This is a genomic window from Nitrospirota bacterium, assembly GCA_035873375.1.
Lineage (GTDB): Bacteria > Nitrospirota > Thermodesulfovibrionia > Thermodesulfovibrionales > JdFR-85 > BMS3Bbin07.
This window is the reverse complement of sequence record JAYWMQ010000002.1, coordinates 14,528-30,629: the sequence shown is the minus strand read 5'-3', so window position 1 is coordinate 30,629 and position 16,102 is coordinate 14,528. Positions and strand designations below refer to the sequence as shown.

Annotated in this window: 15 protein-coding genes, 5 tRNA genes and 1 pseudogene; all 21 read right to left on the bottom strand. The window is 48.9% G+C overall.

Annotation, left to right across the window (positions count from 1 at the left end):
• Positions 1–6: 6 nt before the first annotated feature.
• The 21 genes and pseudogenes from secE to pyk all read right to left on the bottom strand — a co-directional run bounded on the left by secE (position 7) and on the right by pyk (position 15,905).
• Positions 7–192, bottom strand: coding sequence for a preprotein translocase subunit SecE (secE, locus tag VST71_00180; protein ID MEC4684139.1), 186 nt, complete (start codon positions 190–192; stop codon positions 7–9).
• Between the two features lie 74 nt (positions 193–266).
• Positions 267–343, bottom strand: a tRNA-Trp gene (locus VST71_00175).
• A 75-nt stretch (positions 344–418) separates the two neighbouring features.
• The gene (gene rpmG / locus VST71_00170; GenBank protein ID MEC4684138.1) at positions 419–571 is read right to left on the bottom strand and encodes a 50S ribosomal protein L33; all 153 of its coding nucleotides are present in this window, start codon (positions 569–571) and stop codon (positions 419–421) included.
• A gap of 40 nt (positions 572–611) precedes the next feature.
• Positions 612–1,811: an elongation factor Tu gene (gene tuf, locus VST71_00165; protein ID MEC4684137.1), complete on the bottom strand. Its 1,200-nt coding sequence runs from the start codon at positions 1,809–1,811 to the stop codon at positions 612–614.
• A gap of 81 nt (positions 1,812–1,892) precedes the next feature.
• Positions 1,893–1,968, bottom strand: a tRNA-Thr gene (locus tag VST71_00160).
• Between the two features lie 40 nt (positions 1,969–2,008).
• Positions 2,009–2,083: transfer RNA gene (locus VST71_00155), tRNA-Gly, on the bottom strand.
• A 97-nt stretch (positions 2,084–2,180) separates the two neighbouring features.
• Positions 2,181–2,265 (bottom strand) — tRNA-Tyr (locus VST71_00150).
• Positions 2,266–2,318: 53 nt separating this feature from the next.
• A tRNA-Thr gene (locus tag VST71_00145) sits at positions 2,319–2,394 on the bottom strand.
• A 134-nt stretch (positions 2,395–2,528) separates the two neighbouring features.
• Positions 2,529–3,281: a 23S rRNA (guanosine(2251)-2'-O)-methyltransferase RlmB gene (gene rlmB, locus VST71_00140; GenBank protein MEC4684136.1), complete on the bottom strand. Its 753-nt coding sequence runs from the start codon at positions 3,279–3,281 to the stop codon at positions 2,529–2,531.
• Complete coding sequence (gene cysS, locus VST71_00135) at positions 3,278–4,735, bottom strand: cysteine--tRNA ligase (protein MEC4684135.1); 1,458 nt, start codon at positions 4,733–4,735, stop codon at positions 3,278–3,280. The genes rlmB and cysS overlap by 4 nt, the downstream gene beginning before the upstream one ends.
• 159 nt (positions 4,736–4,894) lie before the next feature.
• Positions 4,895–5,401 (bottom strand): annotated as a pseudogene (cysE, locus tag VST71_00130) (serine O-acetyltransferase).
• A 70-nt stretch (positions 5,402–5,471) separates the two neighbouring features.
• Positions 5,472–7,802 carry a GAF domain-containing protein gene (locus VST71_00125; protein MEC4684134.1) on the bottom strand — a complete coding sequence of 777 codons (2,331 nt, stop codon included), beginning with the start codon at positions 7,800–7,802 and terminating at the stop codon, positions 5,472–5,474.
• Between the two features lie 232 nt (positions 7,803–8,034).
• Positions 8,035–8,721 carry a TonB family protein gene (locus tag VST71_00120; protein MEC4684133.1) on the bottom strand — a complete coding sequence of 229 codons (687 nt, stop codon included), beginning with the start codon at positions 8,719–8,721 and terminating at the stop codon, positions 8,035–8,037.
• 122 nt (positions 8,722–8,843) lie between these two features.
• Positions 8,844–9,983 carry an NAD(P)/FAD-dependent oxidoreductase gene (locus VST71_00115; protein ID MEC4684132.1) on the bottom strand — a complete coding sequence of 380 codons (1,140 nt, stop codon included), beginning with the start codon at positions 9,981–9,983 and terminating at the stop codon, positions 8,844–8,846.
• A 65-nt stretch (positions 9,984–10,048) separates the two neighbouring features.
• Entirely contained in the window at positions 10,049–10,501 is a 453-nt protein-coding gene (locus VST71_00110) for a universal stress protein (protein ID MEC4684131.1), read from the bottom strand.
• Positions 10,491–11,522 (bottom strand): galactose-1-phosphate uridylyltransferase, encoded by a 1,032-nt coding sequence (locus tag VST71_00105; protein ID MEC4684130.1) that lies wholly within the window; start codon positions 11,520–11,522, stop codon positions 10,491–10,493. The genes VST71_00110 and VST71_00105 overlap by 11 nt, the downstream gene beginning before the upstream one ends.
• Positions 11,503–12,258, bottom strand: coding sequence for a type III pantothenate kinase (locus VST71_00100; GenBank protein ID MEC4684129.1), 756 nt, complete (start codon positions 12,256–12,258; stop codon positions 11,503–11,505). Before VST71_00100 ends, VST71_00105 begins: the two co-directional genes overlap by 20 nt.
• Positions 12,248–13,117, bottom strand: a complete 870-nt coding sequence (locus tag VST71_00095; protein ID MEC4684128.1) for a biotin--[acetyl-CoA-carboxylase] ligase — start codon at positions 13,115–13,117, stop codon at positions 12,248–12,250. The genes VST71_00100 and VST71_00095 overlap by 11 nt, the downstream gene beginning before the upstream one ends.
• Positions 13,117–13,752, bottom strand: coding sequence for an endonuclease III (nth, locus tag VST71_00090; GenBank protein MEC4684127.1), 636 nt, complete (start codon positions 13,750–13,752; stop codon positions 13,117–13,119). Before nth ends, VST71_00095 begins: the two co-directional genes overlap by 1 nt.
• 1 nt (position 13,753) lies before the next feature.
• Positions 13,754–14,377 carry an MBL fold metallo-hydrolase gene (locus tag VST71_00085; GenBank protein ID MEC4684126.1) on the bottom strand — a complete coding sequence of 208 codons (624 nt, stop codon included), beginning with the start codon at positions 14,375–14,377 and terminating at the stop codon, positions 13,754–13,756.
• A 100-nt stretch (positions 14,378–14,477) separates the two neighbouring features.
• Complete coding sequence (gene pyk, locus VST71_00080) at positions 14,478–15,905, bottom strand: pyruvate kinase (GenBank protein ID MEC4684125.1); 1,428 nt, start codon at positions 15,903–15,905, stop codon at positions 14,478–14,480.
• Positions 15,906–16,102 lie beyond the last annotated feature (197 nt).

The following is a 16,102-nucleotide window of genomic DNA, read 5'->3' as shown; positions in this document are numbered from 1 at the left end:
CCTACCTTAACTTAAAATAAATTTCACAAATTTTGACAAAATAAAATCAACCATTCCGAGGAATACCGCAACAATAACGGTGGATATAATAACCACCCACGTTGAACCTATCAATTCAGCCTTCGTTGGAAACAGCACCTTTTTTGTCTCCAGCTTTACTTCTCTTAGGAAATTCTTTATTCCTTTTAACATTTTCCGATTCCTGTTCCTGAAATATATTTATTAAATAACATCTCTGACATCATACCCTTTCATAATACAAAATATGGCAGGCCAGGCAGGATTCGAACCCGCAACCCTCGGATTTGGAGTCCGACGCTCTACCAGTTAGAGCTACTGGCCCATCAATAATATTGTCGATTGTCGATTGTCGATTGATAATTATCAGTTTCAATCCTTAATAGTCAATCCTCAATCGCTACGCCTTTGTCTCCTTGTGAGAAGTATGCTTTCTGCAATGACGGCAATACTTCTTCAGTTGAAGTTTTTCCGTTGTATTCTTCTTGTTCTTCATGGTTGAGTAATTCCTGTTTCTGCACTCTGCACATTGTAAAAGTATAATATCCCTCATCTCGTTTTATCCTTTTCTTGAAATACTATTTTCATAAAAGCTACTCAATTATCTTGGTAACAACACCAGCGCCTACAGTACGGCCACCTTCCCTTATCGCAAACCTCACTCCCTCTTCCATTGCCACGGTCGTTATCAGCTCAACCTCTACATTTACGTTATCTCCGGGCATCACCATCTCCACTCCCTCAGGCAGTGTTACTATTCCCGTTACGTCCGTTGTCCTGAAATAAAACTGAGGCCTGTATCCGTTAAAGAACGGCGTATGTCTGCCGCCCTCCTCCTTGGTCAACACGTATACCTCTGCATTGAACTTCCTGTGCGGTGTTATGCTCCCGGGCTTTGCCAGCACCTGGCCCCGCTCCACCTCTTCCTTCCCTATTCCTCTCAACAACACTCCTACGTTGTCTCCGGCCCTTCCCTCATCCAGTATCTTCCTGAACATCTCTATCCCCGTTGCAACCGTCTTGCGCGTCTCACCAAATCCTACTATCTCTACTTCCTCTCCTACCTTTACCACTCCACGCTCTATCCTGCCCGTTACCACCGTCCCCCTTCCGCTTATACTGAATACATCCTCTATAGGCATCAGAAACGGCTTGTCTATCGGCCTCTCCGGCGTCTTTATGTACTCATCCACCGCATCCATCAACTCATATATGCTCTTGTACTCCTCTGCCTCGGTATCCGTGCTCTCACTCTCAAGCGCCTTCAGCGCACTTCCCCTTATTATCGGGATTTCGTCCCCCGGAAAATCATACTTGCTCAACAGCTCCCTTATCTCCAGATCTACCAGATCCAGAAGCTCGGGGTCATCCACCTGATCCGTCTTGTTCATAAATACCACTATGTACGGCACCCCTACCTGCCTCGCCAGCAGTATGTGCTCCCTCGTCTGCGGCATTGGCCCGTCTGCTGCCGATACCACCAGGATTGCACCATCCATCTGCGCTGCTCCCGTTATCATATTCTTTACATAGTCCGCATGTCCCGGACAGTCCACATGCGCGTAGTGACGCTTGTCCGTCTCGTACTCTACATGCGCCGTCTGTATCGTTATTCCCCTCGCCTTCTCCTCCGGCGCCTTGTCTATTTCATCGTAGCTCGTATACGCTGCCATCTGCTTCATTGACAGTACCTTCGTTATCGCTGCCGTCAATGTCGTCTTTCCGTGATCCACATGCCCTATCGTCCCTACGTTTACATGCGGCTTCGTCCTTTCAAATTTTGCCTTCGCCATTTTTCCTCCTTCATTCAGTCATTGGGCATTAAAGTCGTCTACTTACCAAATTACCAGTGACCAGCGAATAATGTCTGCGTCTGGAGCCCATGACCGGAATCGAACCGGTGACCTCGTCCTTACCAAGGACGTGCTCTGCCGACTGAGCTACATGGGCATAAAAAAACTTAAACCCCTTCTCAGGTTTAAACAACTGCTGGAGCGGGAAACGGGATTCGAACCCGCGACCCTCAGCTTGGAAGGCTGACGCTCTACCACTGAGCTACTCCCGCATCTATAACATTATTTCATTTCAGGTTTTTTGGAAATTCCGAACCTGTCCAATCATCTTCAATTTATCTATATTAAATTAAACCTAAAGACCCAAGCTGGTGGAGAGGGGAGGATTCGAACCTCCGTAGGCTGAGCCAACGGGTTTACAGCCCGTCCCCTTTGGCCACTCGGGTACCTCTCCTTTTCCGGCAAGCAGCACACACTATTTACTGCTTGCCCCTGCCATGTCGGATATGGAGCCACCGAAGGGATTCGAACCCCCGACCCGCTGATTACAAATCAGCTGCTCTACCAGCTGAGCTACGGTGGCTTTGACAGGGCAAAAACCTTCGATTTTTTATTTAATTTATATGGAACCTTTCGGAACTTAATAGAATAAGACATTAATTATAGAAATGTCAAACCGAAAAATTCAAGTATTATTTTGGAGAGGGAGTGGTATTATCAGGCTGACATCCTCTGGCGTACCGCCTCATAAACAAGAATTCCTGTTGCTACAGACACATTAAGTGAGTTAATTTTACCAAGGACGGGTATCTTCACCATTTGGTCACAATACCGCTTTACCGTTGTTCTGATACCCTTACCCTCTGAGCCCACAACAAAGGCCAGGGGAATGGTCAGGTCTGCAGCCCAGTATAATTCCTCGGCCTGGGCCTCGGCACTGTAAATTGTCACCCCTTTCTCTCTCAACTCTCTCATTGCATGTTTAATATTAGAGACTCTCACAGTGGGCAAATACTCTACGGCACCGGCAGAAGCCTTTGCAACGGTCTCTCCCGAGGCAACCCTTCTCTTCTGGAGAATGATTCCGTGTACGCCCCCGACTTCTGCCGTCCTTATAATTGCGCCAAGGTTTCCGGGGTCGACCACCCCGTCAACAATCAGATAGAAAGGAGGCTCTCCTTTGCGGCGGGATATAGTGAAAAGGTCCTCAACGCTCACCACCTTTTCAGGACTCACCCTGACTGCTACTCCCTGATGTCCCTTTGGAAATCCTGAAAAAAAAGATTTGTCAACAAATTTTACCCTGATGCCGCTCTTTGTTGCAAGGGCAACAATCTCATTCTTTATCCTGTCGGTCCTCTCTCTGTAAACATACACCTCATGGACAGTCCTTTCAGCACGAAGCGCCTCTCTTACTGAATTAACGCCGTAAAGCCACAGACCGGTTCCCTTACTTCGAGTGTCATTCACTCCCCGACCTTGACCCTCCAGATGGTGCCCTCCTGGGTGTCCTCAAGTATAATCCCTGCCTTCAACAGTTCATCCCTTATCAAGTCCGCCCTCTGCCAGTCCTTTGCCTTTCTTGCCTCCTGCCGCTCGGAAAGCTTTCTGTTTATATCATCCTCTGTTACAGGCAGCTTCTTTGTTTTAAGCAGGGAAGAGTGCCACTGTTCAGGCGGCCTCTGAAAAATATTCAGAACCCTGCCCGTCTCTCTCAGGGTACTGATACCTTCCAGCAGCAATTCCCTTGCAGGTCCTCCGGATGGTTTTGAGTCAAGATACCGGTTAATCTCCCTGACAAGCTCATACATGTACCCGATGGCAAGGGCTGTATTGAAGTCATCATCCATCGCCTCCTCAAACCTTGCCCTGAACTGCCGGAGCATCTCCTGCAGATATCCCTCCTCCGGAGTAGTCTTTACCTTCTGCGGCATCCTGACAAGGTAGGTCTCCACCCTCATAATCGTAGAATAGAACCTGTTGATCGAGACCTCTGCATCAAGAAGCTGTTCCTCTGAAAACTCTATCGGGCTCCTGTAATGGGTTGAGAGGATAAAGGCCCTTATAACCTCAGGGGCAAATCTCTCCAGGATCTCCCTTATGGTAAAGAAGTTACCCAGGGATTTGGACATCTTCTCTTTGGATATCGTTATGAAGCCGTTATGAAGCCAGTACCTGACAAAGGGTTTTTCGGTGCAGGCCTCAGACTGGGCGATCTCGTTCTCGTGGTGAGGAAATATCAGGTCAGCCCCACCGCCATGGATGTCAAAGGTCTCACCAAGGTGTTTTATGCTCATTGCCGAGCACTCTATATGCCAGCCAGGTCTTCCCGGCCCCCAGGGGCTGTCCCATGCAGGCTCACCCTCCTTGGCTGCCTTCCACAGTGCAAAATCGAGCGGGTTTTTCTTCCTTTCGTCCACCTCAACTCTCGCCCCGGCAACCAGCTCATCCATTGACCTCTTGGAGAGCTTGCCGTATCCGGGAAACCTGTTGACCTCAAAATATACATCGCCATTAATCTCATAGGCATATCCCTTGTCTATAAGGGTCCTGACCATCTCTGTTATCTCCGGAATATGCTCGGTTGCCCTGGGCTCAACATCCGCCCTCTCCACACCAAGGGCATCCATATCCCTGTAATACTCCTCTGTATATTTCCTTACCACCTCATTCCAGGGTATTCCCTCTTCCTGTGCACGGCGGATAATCTTGTCATCAATATCAGTAAAGTTCCTGACATACCTGACCTGAAAGTCCTTATACCTGAAGTAGCGTCTCATAACATCAAAGACTATGGCGCTCCTTGCATGTCCTATATGGCAGTAATCATAGACCGTCACGCCACAGACATATACTTTAACCTTCCCAGGTTCGAGGGGAACAAACTCCTCCTTCTTCCCTGAGAGGGTATTATAAACTCTCATCCTTCCTCCCTTACCTTCAAGTTGCTCTATCCTTTTTTCAATGTGACCGATGTAGCTCTCGAGCTCCTTAAACCTGTCTTCCACAGGGTCCGGCATATGGACATGATCAAGCACCTCTTCCACACCGTGATCAGTAACCCTCATTATCTTCTTCTTTATAACCCTGCCTGGAACACCGACAACAATGGAGTCGTCAGGGACCTCGTTCAGCACCACGGCATTGGCCCCTATCTTAGCATAATCGCCTATCCTGATGGCACCAAGCACCTTTGCCCCGGCACCCACCACAACACGTTTTCCGAGTGTGGGATGGCGCTTGCCTTTCTCCTTTCCCGTCCCCCCGAGGGTAACGCCCTGATACAGGAGGCAGTCCTCCCCGATCTCTGCCGTCTCCCCTATCACTACCCCCATCCCGTGGTCTATAAAGAACCCCGCTCCTATTTTTGCCCCCGGGTGTATCTCGATCCCGGTCATCAGCCTGACAATATTGGATACAAGCCGGGGCAGGACGGGGATCTTCTTCTGCCACAGTATGTGGTTTATTCTATGACAGAGGATGGCATGAAATCCCGGATAACTGAGCATGACATCCAGCCTGTTCCTTGCTGCAGGATCCCTCTCAAAGACTGCCTGAAAATCTCTTTTTATATTGTTCCAGAAGCCCATTGTTATATTTTAGTCATTGACACGTCAACAAGGCAATCTTTCAGGCTTTACACGGGGGATATTTATGGCTTCAGTTTTGCTCCATAACCTCTTTAACGGCCTGAAGCAGATCGCCCAGGGCATAAGGTTTCTGCAGAAACCGGAATTTTCTCTCCCGTATAAGGCGCCACTGCGATTTCTGATCCGTGTAGCCACTGCTCAGCAGGACCTGCAAATCAGGCTTGTAAGAGAGGAGCTGGTCAACCAGATGAAGACCGCTGTTGTCGGGCAGAACAACATCGCTGAGAATCAGGTGAAAGTCCCCCTTTTCTCTTTCAAAAATCTCCAACGCCTCCTGAACATTTGCGGCCTCAATCACTACGTATCCGCTTCCACGAAGCGCTTCCGAGGCAAATCCCCGGACTCCTTCCTCATCCTCTACCAGAAGTATCCGCTCACCACTGCCCTGGAGCTTCTGTACGGGATTCTCCTTTCTCGCCTCATCTTCCGACTTTACAGAAGAGGCAGGCAGGTATATCCTGAACGTCGAACCCAAGCCGGACTTACTGGAAACATTTATCCACCCCTCGTGCTGTTTGACGATACCATAGACAACGGAGAGGCCGAGTCCGGTACCCTTTCCTGCCTCCTTGGTGGTAAAGAAGGGTTCGAAAATGTGCTGAACGGTCTTTTTATTCATGCCGGCTCCCGTGTCCTCGACCGACAGACAGACAAATCTGCCGGGCCGCGCCTCAAGGATAACCTTGCAATACTCCTCGTCCAGCAAAACGTTTTCGGTCCTGATAGTGAGACTCCCGCCGTCAGGCATGGCGTCTCTGGCATTGCCGGCAAGGTTCATGATCACCTGCTCGATACTGCCCGGATCTGCCCGGACCATCCAGATGTCCGGCTCCGGATATGTCCTGATAGCTATATCCTCACCGATAAGACGATTAAGCATCTTCAGTAAATCATCAATCGTCCTGTTGATGTTGAGATGGATAAATTCCATTGGCTGCTTGCGGCTGAAAAGAAGCAGTTGGCGGGTGAGGTCGGCCGCGCGCATAGAGGCATTACGTATCTGCTTCAGATTCCTGTAAAAAGGTTCCGACTCGTCAACTTTCATCATCACCAGATCGACATATCCCCGGATAGCCGTCAGCAGATTGTTGAAATCGTGGGCAACCCCTCCTGCCAGTGTTCCCACAGCTTCCATCTTCTGCGCCTGGAGAAGCTGGGCCTGTATTTTTCCTTTCTCCTCCTCTGCCTGCCGGCGATCCATAATCACCTGTACGTTTGTGGCAAAAGACTCGATCTGTCTGGCGTCATCTTCCGTATAGTCCGAGGGTTTGTTGGCTACACCTGCCAGTGCAACAATACGGCCGTGACTGAAAACAGGAACTATCAGTACCCTGGCAAGCGGAATGTGACTATCAGGGATTCCTTTCTTGCCGGAACAGGATTGATAGTCATTGATCATAAGTGTCCTCCTGAAGCGGACTGCATCACCCAGAAGCCCTGCATTGACTAAAGGATATTCAATCGGCCTGTCCTGTATGCGGCACTCCTTCATTGCGCCCGCAGAGAACGCATAAATTTTCATCACCGTCTCCTCCTCATTGAGAAAACCGTAGAAAGCGTAGGGACTCTGTGTCATTGCTGTGATTTCGACCAGTACGAGGTCGCATAAGGTCTGGTAGTCCGCATCAGCCATGCGCGCAATATTCCAGAGCATCTCAAGTCGTCGCCGCAAGCGGGTCTGTTCTTCTTCGACCCGACTATGCTCGGCACGCATACGTAGCGTTGTAATGCCATAGGCCAGGTCATTCGCCAGCTCTGTCAGCAGTCTCACCTCTTCGCTGTCAAAGGCATCCGGCTCAGGGGCATATATGTTTATTGCACCCAGTAACCGATTGTCGTCAATCAGAGGAATGGCAATCGACGATTGATAACCACGCTTAATCGCCTCAACCCGCCATAGAGCGTAATCCGGGTTTGACGGAATATTCCTGTTAATACTTACTTCCCCCGCCCGGATAGCTATGCCGGTTGGACCGCGCCCCCTGTCCGTATCTGCCCAGGTAATATCCAGCGTCTCGATATACCCATCCTCGTAACCAGCCTGTGCCACCGGCCGCACACTCTTCTCCCTGTTATGCTCGGCAAACCCGATCCATGCAAGACGGTACCCCCCGATCTCCACAAAGACCCTACATATCCTATTCAGCAAGACCGGCTCATCTCTCACCCGCACAATTATCTGGTTACACTCACTAAGCACCTTGAGTGCCCTGTTTACCTTGCGCAGTTCCCCCTCCGCCCGCCGGCATCGACATTCAGCGTCCTCCAGTTCATCAATCCGCATACGCATTTTCAGCAACTCTTCTACAAATTGCTCTTTTGGCTTATCCTCGTCTTTCATTCGAAAAATCCCCCCTCGCACCCCTCATTAAAGGGTGAAAATATAAATTCCCCCGTTGTAGCCCGACCCTTGCCGGGGCAGGATTGTTTCACTTCACACCTTACAAAAAACAGGCGATGCCCTCCTCTCTGTCCTTTATAGCAGATGACCCGGGGGTTGTCAAGAAGCTCTCACCACCTGTGCCGTTGCAAAATGATAATGTCATGTGCGTCTGCAAAATGAAAATACCGGACTACCTTAAATAGGTCCCATAAAGTGTATAGACAAAATGTCCGGTAATTGTGATTCCATCCATATCCCAGTTTTCAGGCAGGGGCCAGTATGGCTCACCATCCCTGAGCGCCTGCATTGCAGCCTCATCAAGCTCCCTGTAGCCTGACGTGCGTACCAACTCTACAGACCCCAGATAGCCGTCCTTCTTTATTGTAAACCTTATGTAGGGGTCACCGTAAAGACCCCGCCTTACAGCCTCAGGCGGGTATCTCCATATCCTCTCAATCTTGCCCTTAAGCTTCATCATGTAGCTGTAATACTTGAGTTCTTTTGTGCTGAAGGTAACTTCCGATTCCTCTTTCCCTTTCTCAGCGGGCTTCAGTCTGGCAATATCTCCTATTATCCTGGAGTCAAAAAGCTCTCTGCCCCGCGGCAGTCGCTGCATCCCCGACTCTCCCTCTACCCCCGAACCCTGCCCGGGAGGCCTTATCCCCTTCTCCGGCAACAACCCTTTATTCAACTCAACAGGCGATCCGGAAGTCTCGCTCGGGGAAGAAGACTGCTCCTGCCTTACGGATGGTTTCTCTGCAGAGGGCGTGATTTTTGGAGCAGGTTGTTCAAGTCTCTTCACCGGCAGGCTCCTGTCTTTACCCCGCAGGACCTCTGTCTTCCTGCTGAGCGCAGGGGGAGTGACAATCTCTGCCATAAAGGGGCTCTTCTGTCTTTCTTCAGTCTTTCTTTCTTCTGGTGAAGGAAGCGTTATCCTTAGAATAAGAAAGATCATCAACAGGTGGAACAGAAAAGATAAAACAACGGCACTTTTGAGTCTCAATGCAGGAATTTCCTGAAGAGATTAACATAACTTAAAAGGCTTCCCCGGCTGGCATCCTTCATCAGCCACAGCCTCATTGACGCCTCCTGAACATCTGTTCTGCCAAACATATCGAACAGTTTCTCCGCCCCTGCATCATTGCGCAAAAAGACACTTTCGAGGGTTCTCATAAGCATGAACCTTGAGAGGAACCTCCTGCGCCATAGTTTTCGGTACAAAGACAGACTGTTATTGATTATTGCTTCGGCAGCAAATTCTCCTGATTTCATAGCGTAATAGATACCCTCATATGTAAAAGGCATTACCTGAGTGGCTGAATCCCCCACAAAGAGTATGTTCCCTATATTGTAAAGTCCATTTTTCCAGAGCGGCACCTTATATCCCCTTGCGGCCATCCCCTGAGAACCATTAATATTCAGCCTCTTTAAAAACCTCTCAAAAAACAATCTCGCATCACTACCATAGCTACCCCCTGTACCCACAGAGCACCCCCCCACGGAATGTCTCAAGGCCTCCGGCTCATGAGAATCCATGCCAACTTTTGGAAAAACCCATGAATATGAAGAAGGGGCATGTTCAGAGCCGAACCAGAATTCACAGGCATCAACCTCAAGGCCCTCCACTGAACACGAGAGAGTAAACACATAGCCTGATGCTTTGAGACCAAGGGAGCTTCTCACCCTTGAATTAACACCGTCGGAAGCGATCAGATAATCTGATTCTATTATTTCAGTTTCACCATTTATTAATACACGGGATTTTAATTTGCCGTCTCTTGATTGAAACCCCGAGAATTCTCCCTCCAGAACCTGCGCTCCGGATGCACCTGCAAGACTTCTAAGCAGAGAATCAAATGCCATCCTGTCCACAACCAGTATCTCGCCGCCCTTAAGTGGAATATTGAGCTTCCTGCCCGAAGGAGAAACGAATCTTATCGTATTAACAATCCTGTGAGGTATGTTACGGGGGATTTCAAATTCTTGAAGGGCAGTGGAAGCTATTCCGCCTCCACAGGGTTTCCTGTGATGAAGAAGGTCCTTCTCGACAAGTATAACCTCAATGCCTGCCTCTGAAAGCCTCCTGGCAGCAGTTGCACCGGCAGGGCCGCCTCCAACTACAAGGACCTGTGTACGCATGACCATTTTTCTTCAGCCCAAAAACCTTTCACGATATATATTTCAGACAACACTTAAAAGACTCTTCACTCGGAAAATTCCTTTGCCCTGACCGTCAGAACAGGACAGTGTGCACCCTTGACAACCTTTTCAGCCGTACTGCCGAAAAAGAGTCTGTCAAGTCCCTTTCTACCGTGTGTGCCCATCACTATCATATCCATTGCATTCTCTTCAGCAAAGTTGATTATCTCTTCATAGGGAATACCCGTTAAGACCTTGTATTCAACATCTTCAAACCCTCTCAATTCCTCAAGATAGACACGGGTGATCTCTTTTTCCGCCTCAACCTGCATGGTTTTGTAGAGTTCGTCAACGGCAATATGAGGCACATAAAGACCTGTCGCCCTGGTTACCTCATGGATAACATGAATTATATAAAGCCTTGCTCCATACTTTTTTGCAAGATCCACTGCATAGGGAATCGCCTGTGTAGTACCTTCCATAAAGTCAGTCGGGAATAAAATCTTCTTAATCTCCATGAGAAACCTCCTTAAGATATTTTGCTGCATCCTCAGGGGATGTAGTTAAAGTGTACATGCCGGAGCCAAGCTCAAAACTGCCGATGCTCCTCATCCTCGGCATAACCTCTATATGCCAGTGAAAATCCTCGCCAAGTGTGTGCCAGTGGTTTCTCCTCGGTATCCTGCTTGGCGCTGTGTGAAGAACATAATTGTATGGGGGATTTTTCAGGAGCCTCCTGAGTTTCTTGAACATAATGGAGAGGGTCTCTGAAAGGTCTCTCTTTTCATCCTCTGTTACATCCCTGAAAGAACAGTTGTGTATCCTGGGAAGTATCCAGAACTCAAAGGGAAATCTTGCAGCATAAGGACAAAAGACCAGGAAATAAGGGGTCTCCATCACAACACGCTCCTTCAGTCGTTCCTCCTCCCTCATAAAATCACAAAATATACACCTTTCCTTGTATTCATAGTACTGTTTTGCGCCATCCAGCTCTTCTTTTACCCGCTTGGGGATTACGGGTGTTGCAGTAATAAGCGAGTGGGGATGACCGCACGCATCACCGGAAGGGACTCCGCAATTCTTGTGTATCATTATATGCCTGATTCTTACATCCTTCTCAAGCTCGATCATCCTTGCTGAAAAGGCCTCCACAACCCTGAGCATCTGCTCCGATCCCATATCTTCAGGCTGCACATTGTGCTGCGGTGATTCTATCAGCATCTCGTTGACACCTATTGCATTCATCCGGTCATAAATACCGACACCCTTTCTGCCAAGGTCGCCCTCGGGTGAAAAGACCGGCACCATTGCGGGCAAAACCCTGACAAGCCATTTACCGGATTCGTCCCTTACACTGTATATCTCCTCAGCCCCCCCTGACTCTTCTTCGCACAGGTCGCAATGTCCTCCTGCTGAAGGTTCCATTGAGGAGAGATAATCCTCCGGCTTCATTGACTCACTCAATACAGCCACCCATCTTCCAAGCAACGGCTCTCTTCTGATCTCGTTCATATTCCTGTTATCCCCTGTTTCTCTCATAGATTATTCTCAACCCCGTTAATGTAAGCTCCGGGATGTAAATGTACTCCCTCTTTAACAACCCCCTAATCAAGGGGGCATTACCTCCGGTAAGAACGGCTATGAACTCCCCAAGAATAACAGAGATCTCGTCAAGCAATCTATCCACTGCGCCCGCAGTTCCATACCCTGCTCCTGAGATTATACTACTTTTTGTGTCCTTACCTAAAGGTCCGGCTAAGGAAGTGGGCCTTACAAGGGGGAGCTTGCCCGTCTGCCTGTTAAGCGCAACACACATCATCTCCACCCCGGGCATAATCACCCCTCCAGTCAATCTCTTCTCTCTGTCTACAACCGTAATCGTGGTTGCCGTGCCGAGATCAACAACCACAAGGCTGCCATTTATCCTGCTGCACGCGGCAACTGCATTGGCTATCCTGTCCGCACCGATACTTTCGGGCTCTGCAACATCAAATATAAGCCCCGTGTTTATCTCATGGGTTACCACAACAGGATCCTCGCCGCTAAAAGTCTTCAGGAGCTCGTAAAACAACCCGTCATGAGACGGGACAACAGATGACAGCACCCCACCGGCGGGTTGATCATCTCCCAAAAATTCCCTCAAAACACCTTCATAAAAGGCCCTGTCCTTAAGTGGACGGGTACTGAGGCTTACGGTCCTGATCGTGTCATCCTTAAAAAGACCGATATTTATATTGCTGTTTCCTATATCTATGGTCAGAATCTTATCTGTCATGGTCTCTCAGATGGACAATCTCGGCTGTGTTCAGGCATACCTCCTCACCACCCTCTTTTCCGAGCCTCAGAAACCCCCTGTCATCAAGGCCCAGGGCCGTTCCGTATATCTCTCCTTGCGGCGTAACGGCCTTCACATAACTGTTAATGGTATGGCTTATTTTACACCATCGGGCTATTACAGAGGCAGGATCATTAAAGAGGAGGGTATAATACCTGCTGAAAGACTCCAGTATCTTCACTATAACCCTGCCCCGATCAAAGACCTCACCTGTCTCTGAATACAGGGACGTTGTATTATCCCTGAAATCCGGGGGTATCTGGTCCGCCTGCATATTTACATTCATGCCTATGCCAGCCACCATAAATCTTATCCTCTCCCTTGCAGTTGACGCCTCTGTAAGTATCCCGCCAAGCTTCCTGTGATTACAGTAAATATCATTTGGCCACTTCGGCCATACCTCAACAGAAGGCACCTTGGCAACAGTGCCGGCCCCGGATTGAGACAACAGGCAGGAATTTACAGCATTTACAACTGCAAGAGATGCCGACAGTGTAACAAGGGCAGGATGAAACGTAATAACTCCGGGATTCAGGATAATGCTCATATATATGTTTACTCCCGGCGGTGAATACCAGGTCCTTCCATGCCTCCCCCTGCCCCTTTCCTGAGAGTCGGCTATCACCACTGTGCCGTGAGGATTGCCTTCTCTGGCAAGTTTGAGGGCCACATCATTTGTAGAGCTGACACTGTCGTAAAAAGAGAACCTGTAGAGGTCCGTCTCTTCCTGAAAGGCCGCAAGGGATTGTAAATCTTCAGGCAATAATCCCCTCAACACTCCAACTCTCCAACTCTCCATCACTTTCTATACTTCCCCTTCTCCTCCCACTCACACTCATCAAACAGGATACACTCACCACACCCGGGCTTTTTTGCCCCGCAGGTCTCCCTGCCGTGAAGGATCATCGCAAGTGTAAACCGGGTCCATTTGTCCTTTGGAATCTGCTTCATTAACTCCTCTTCAACCCTCTCCGGATTATCCGAGTGAACGAGCCCGAGACGGTTGCTCACCCTCAGAACGTGGGTATCCACTGCAATTGCCTGTTTTCCAAAGGCACAGCCGAGCACGACATTTGCGGTCTTTCTGCCCACCCCCGGCAGTTCTGTGAGAGCCTCAAGGCTGTCGGGCACCTTGCCGTTATGTTTTTCAACCAGGGCCCTGCAGCAGTTAATCACCTGGCGTGCCTTGTTTTTATAAAAACCGGTAGGCTTGATCTCCTGCTCAAAGACCTCTATATCGGCTGTTGCATAATCACGGGCGGATTTGTATTTCTTAAAGAGAGTTTTGGTCACCTCATTTACTCTCTTGTCAGTGCATTGAGCGGAAAGGATGGTGGCTACAAGCAACTCAAGTGGATTGGTAAAATTAAGGGCAATCCCGGGATCAGGATATTTTCTCAGCAGGAGTTTCAGAATCTTTTTTGCATCAGCCATATCACTCTTCTTTTTTCAGGATAACTACTTCTATTTTACCCTTTAAGGCATCTGCAAATCTCCTGGCATCAGCCTCTGACCCCACAATAGAACCGTAGTGCATTGGAATCGCCACCTTTGGTTTTATATCAAGGGCTGCCTGCACTGCCTCATCAGCGGTCATAACATAGGTGCCGCTTACAGGCAGAAGGGCAATATCGATATCCTTAAAAGTCTTCATCTCCGGGATATAATCAGTATCTCCTGCAAGGTATATCCTCTTTCCGTCCACTTTAAATATATAACCCACCCAGTTTTTGGCCTTTGGGTGGAACTGCTTGTTGGTATTATATGCAGGCACAACCTCGATCTCAACCCCTTTAACCTCCAGCCTGTCCCCCGGTTTTACAGTCCTGATATTACCCGACAGCTTTCCGGCACAGTCAGGGGTTGTCACAATAACCGTATCGTCTGACTGAACCTTCGCGACGTCCTCAGGAGAGCAGTGATCATAGTGTTCGTGGGTAATGAGAATGATATCGGCCTTATCCTGCCTTTTAAGCCTGAAGGGGTCTGTAAACACCGTAACATCCCTGCCTGCAATCCTGAACGTATCATGCCCAAACCAGTAAATGTTCTCTACCATCGCATTTACCTCCTTTGCCTGGATATTAACAGATAAAAGCACGAACAAAAGTACAATACAGCCGGTCAGGATTCTTTTCACGGACAATTGACCTGCCATTTCACCCACCAATCCTGTGAATCTTCATAAAGTTGGTCTTTCCGCGGTCATGCAAAGGAGAGCTTGCAATAATTATTATGAGATCACCTGTCCTTGCCACCTTCCTGTTAATCAGCGCCTTTTCTACCTCAAAGACCATCTCATCCGTATGAGTCAACCGTCTCATCTGAAAGGGCCTTACACCCCAGTAAAGGGAGAGCCGTCTCATAACAGCCTCATCAGGTGCAAAGGAAATTACAGGCGCGGAGGGTCTGCATTTTGAGACCAGGAGCGCTGTAAACCCTGAACGCGTAAATGCAACTATACACTTTGCACCAACGTCGGCAGCAGCCCTGACAGCAGCATCCGCCACTGCAAGACTCGGTCTCTCATCACTCTCCAACTCAAAAGACACCATAGGCAATCCCCGGGGGATAAGAACAACCTCACCCTCCGTATACTCAATTATTCTCCTCATCATCCTCACGGCCTCAATGGGATACCTGCCGGTGGCTGTCTCAGCAGAAAGCATCAGGGCATCCGTGCCGTCAATCACGGCATTTGCCACATCCGTTGCCTCCGCCCTTGTGGGTCTCATATGCACACGCATGGACTCGAGCATCTGGGTTGCCGTAATCACCAGCCTGCCCCGTTCATTGGCCTTCCGGATAAGCTCTTTCTGAATAATGGGGACTTCTTCAGGCGGAACCTCCACTCCCAGGTCTCCACGGGCCACCATTATCCCGTCTGCCTCATCAAGTATGGAATCAATATGCTGAAGTGCCTCGGGCTTTTCGATCTTTGCAATAACGGGAATGGCTGCACCGCGCTCGTCCAGCCACGCCTTGACCTTCCTGATATCATTGGCCCTCATAACAAACGAAAGCGCAACATAATCCACTCCCACCTCAAGGCCAAATGCAAGGTCATCCTGATCCTTGTCGGTAAAAGAGCTGAGGGATATCTTTGAATCCGGGAGATTTACACCCTTATGATCCGTCAGCCCCCCTCCCTCCCTGACATGGGCCACTACGGCATCCTTCTTTTTGCCTGTAACCTCAAGCAATATCAATCCATCATCAAGCAGGACCCGCTGACCCTTTTTCAGGTCCTTAATAAGGGCGGTGTATGATATAAAAATCGTCTGCCCCGTGGTAATACCGTCACCGGGTTTGAGCAGGACGGTCTGCCCTTTCTTCAGATTGACCGCGCCACCCTCAACCTTGCCGATCCTTATCTTTATCCCCTGCAGGTCCTGGAGTACGGCTACAGGTTTTTTAAGTTTAAGGCTCCACTTTCTTATAGCGTCAATATAGCGCCTGTGTTCCTCATGGGTTCCATGGGAGAAATTCAGCCTGGCCACATCCATACCGGCCCTGATCATGGATGCAATCATCTTCTCCGACGACGTAGCCGGACCTATTGTACAGACTATCTTTGCCCTTGCCATTTTTATATAACCTCACCGAGTAATTATTAAAGCCAGCCATGACACATACCATCTTTGTCTATCATACCAAATTTCATAATTTATCTCATCATGTTCCTTGCGGTTAACAACCCGGCAAATAAATTATGTTTCTACAGAGTTTTTAACAGGATAAAGGTTTGTTGTACAAACAGGGGGAAAAAGCGAAATGAGGATAT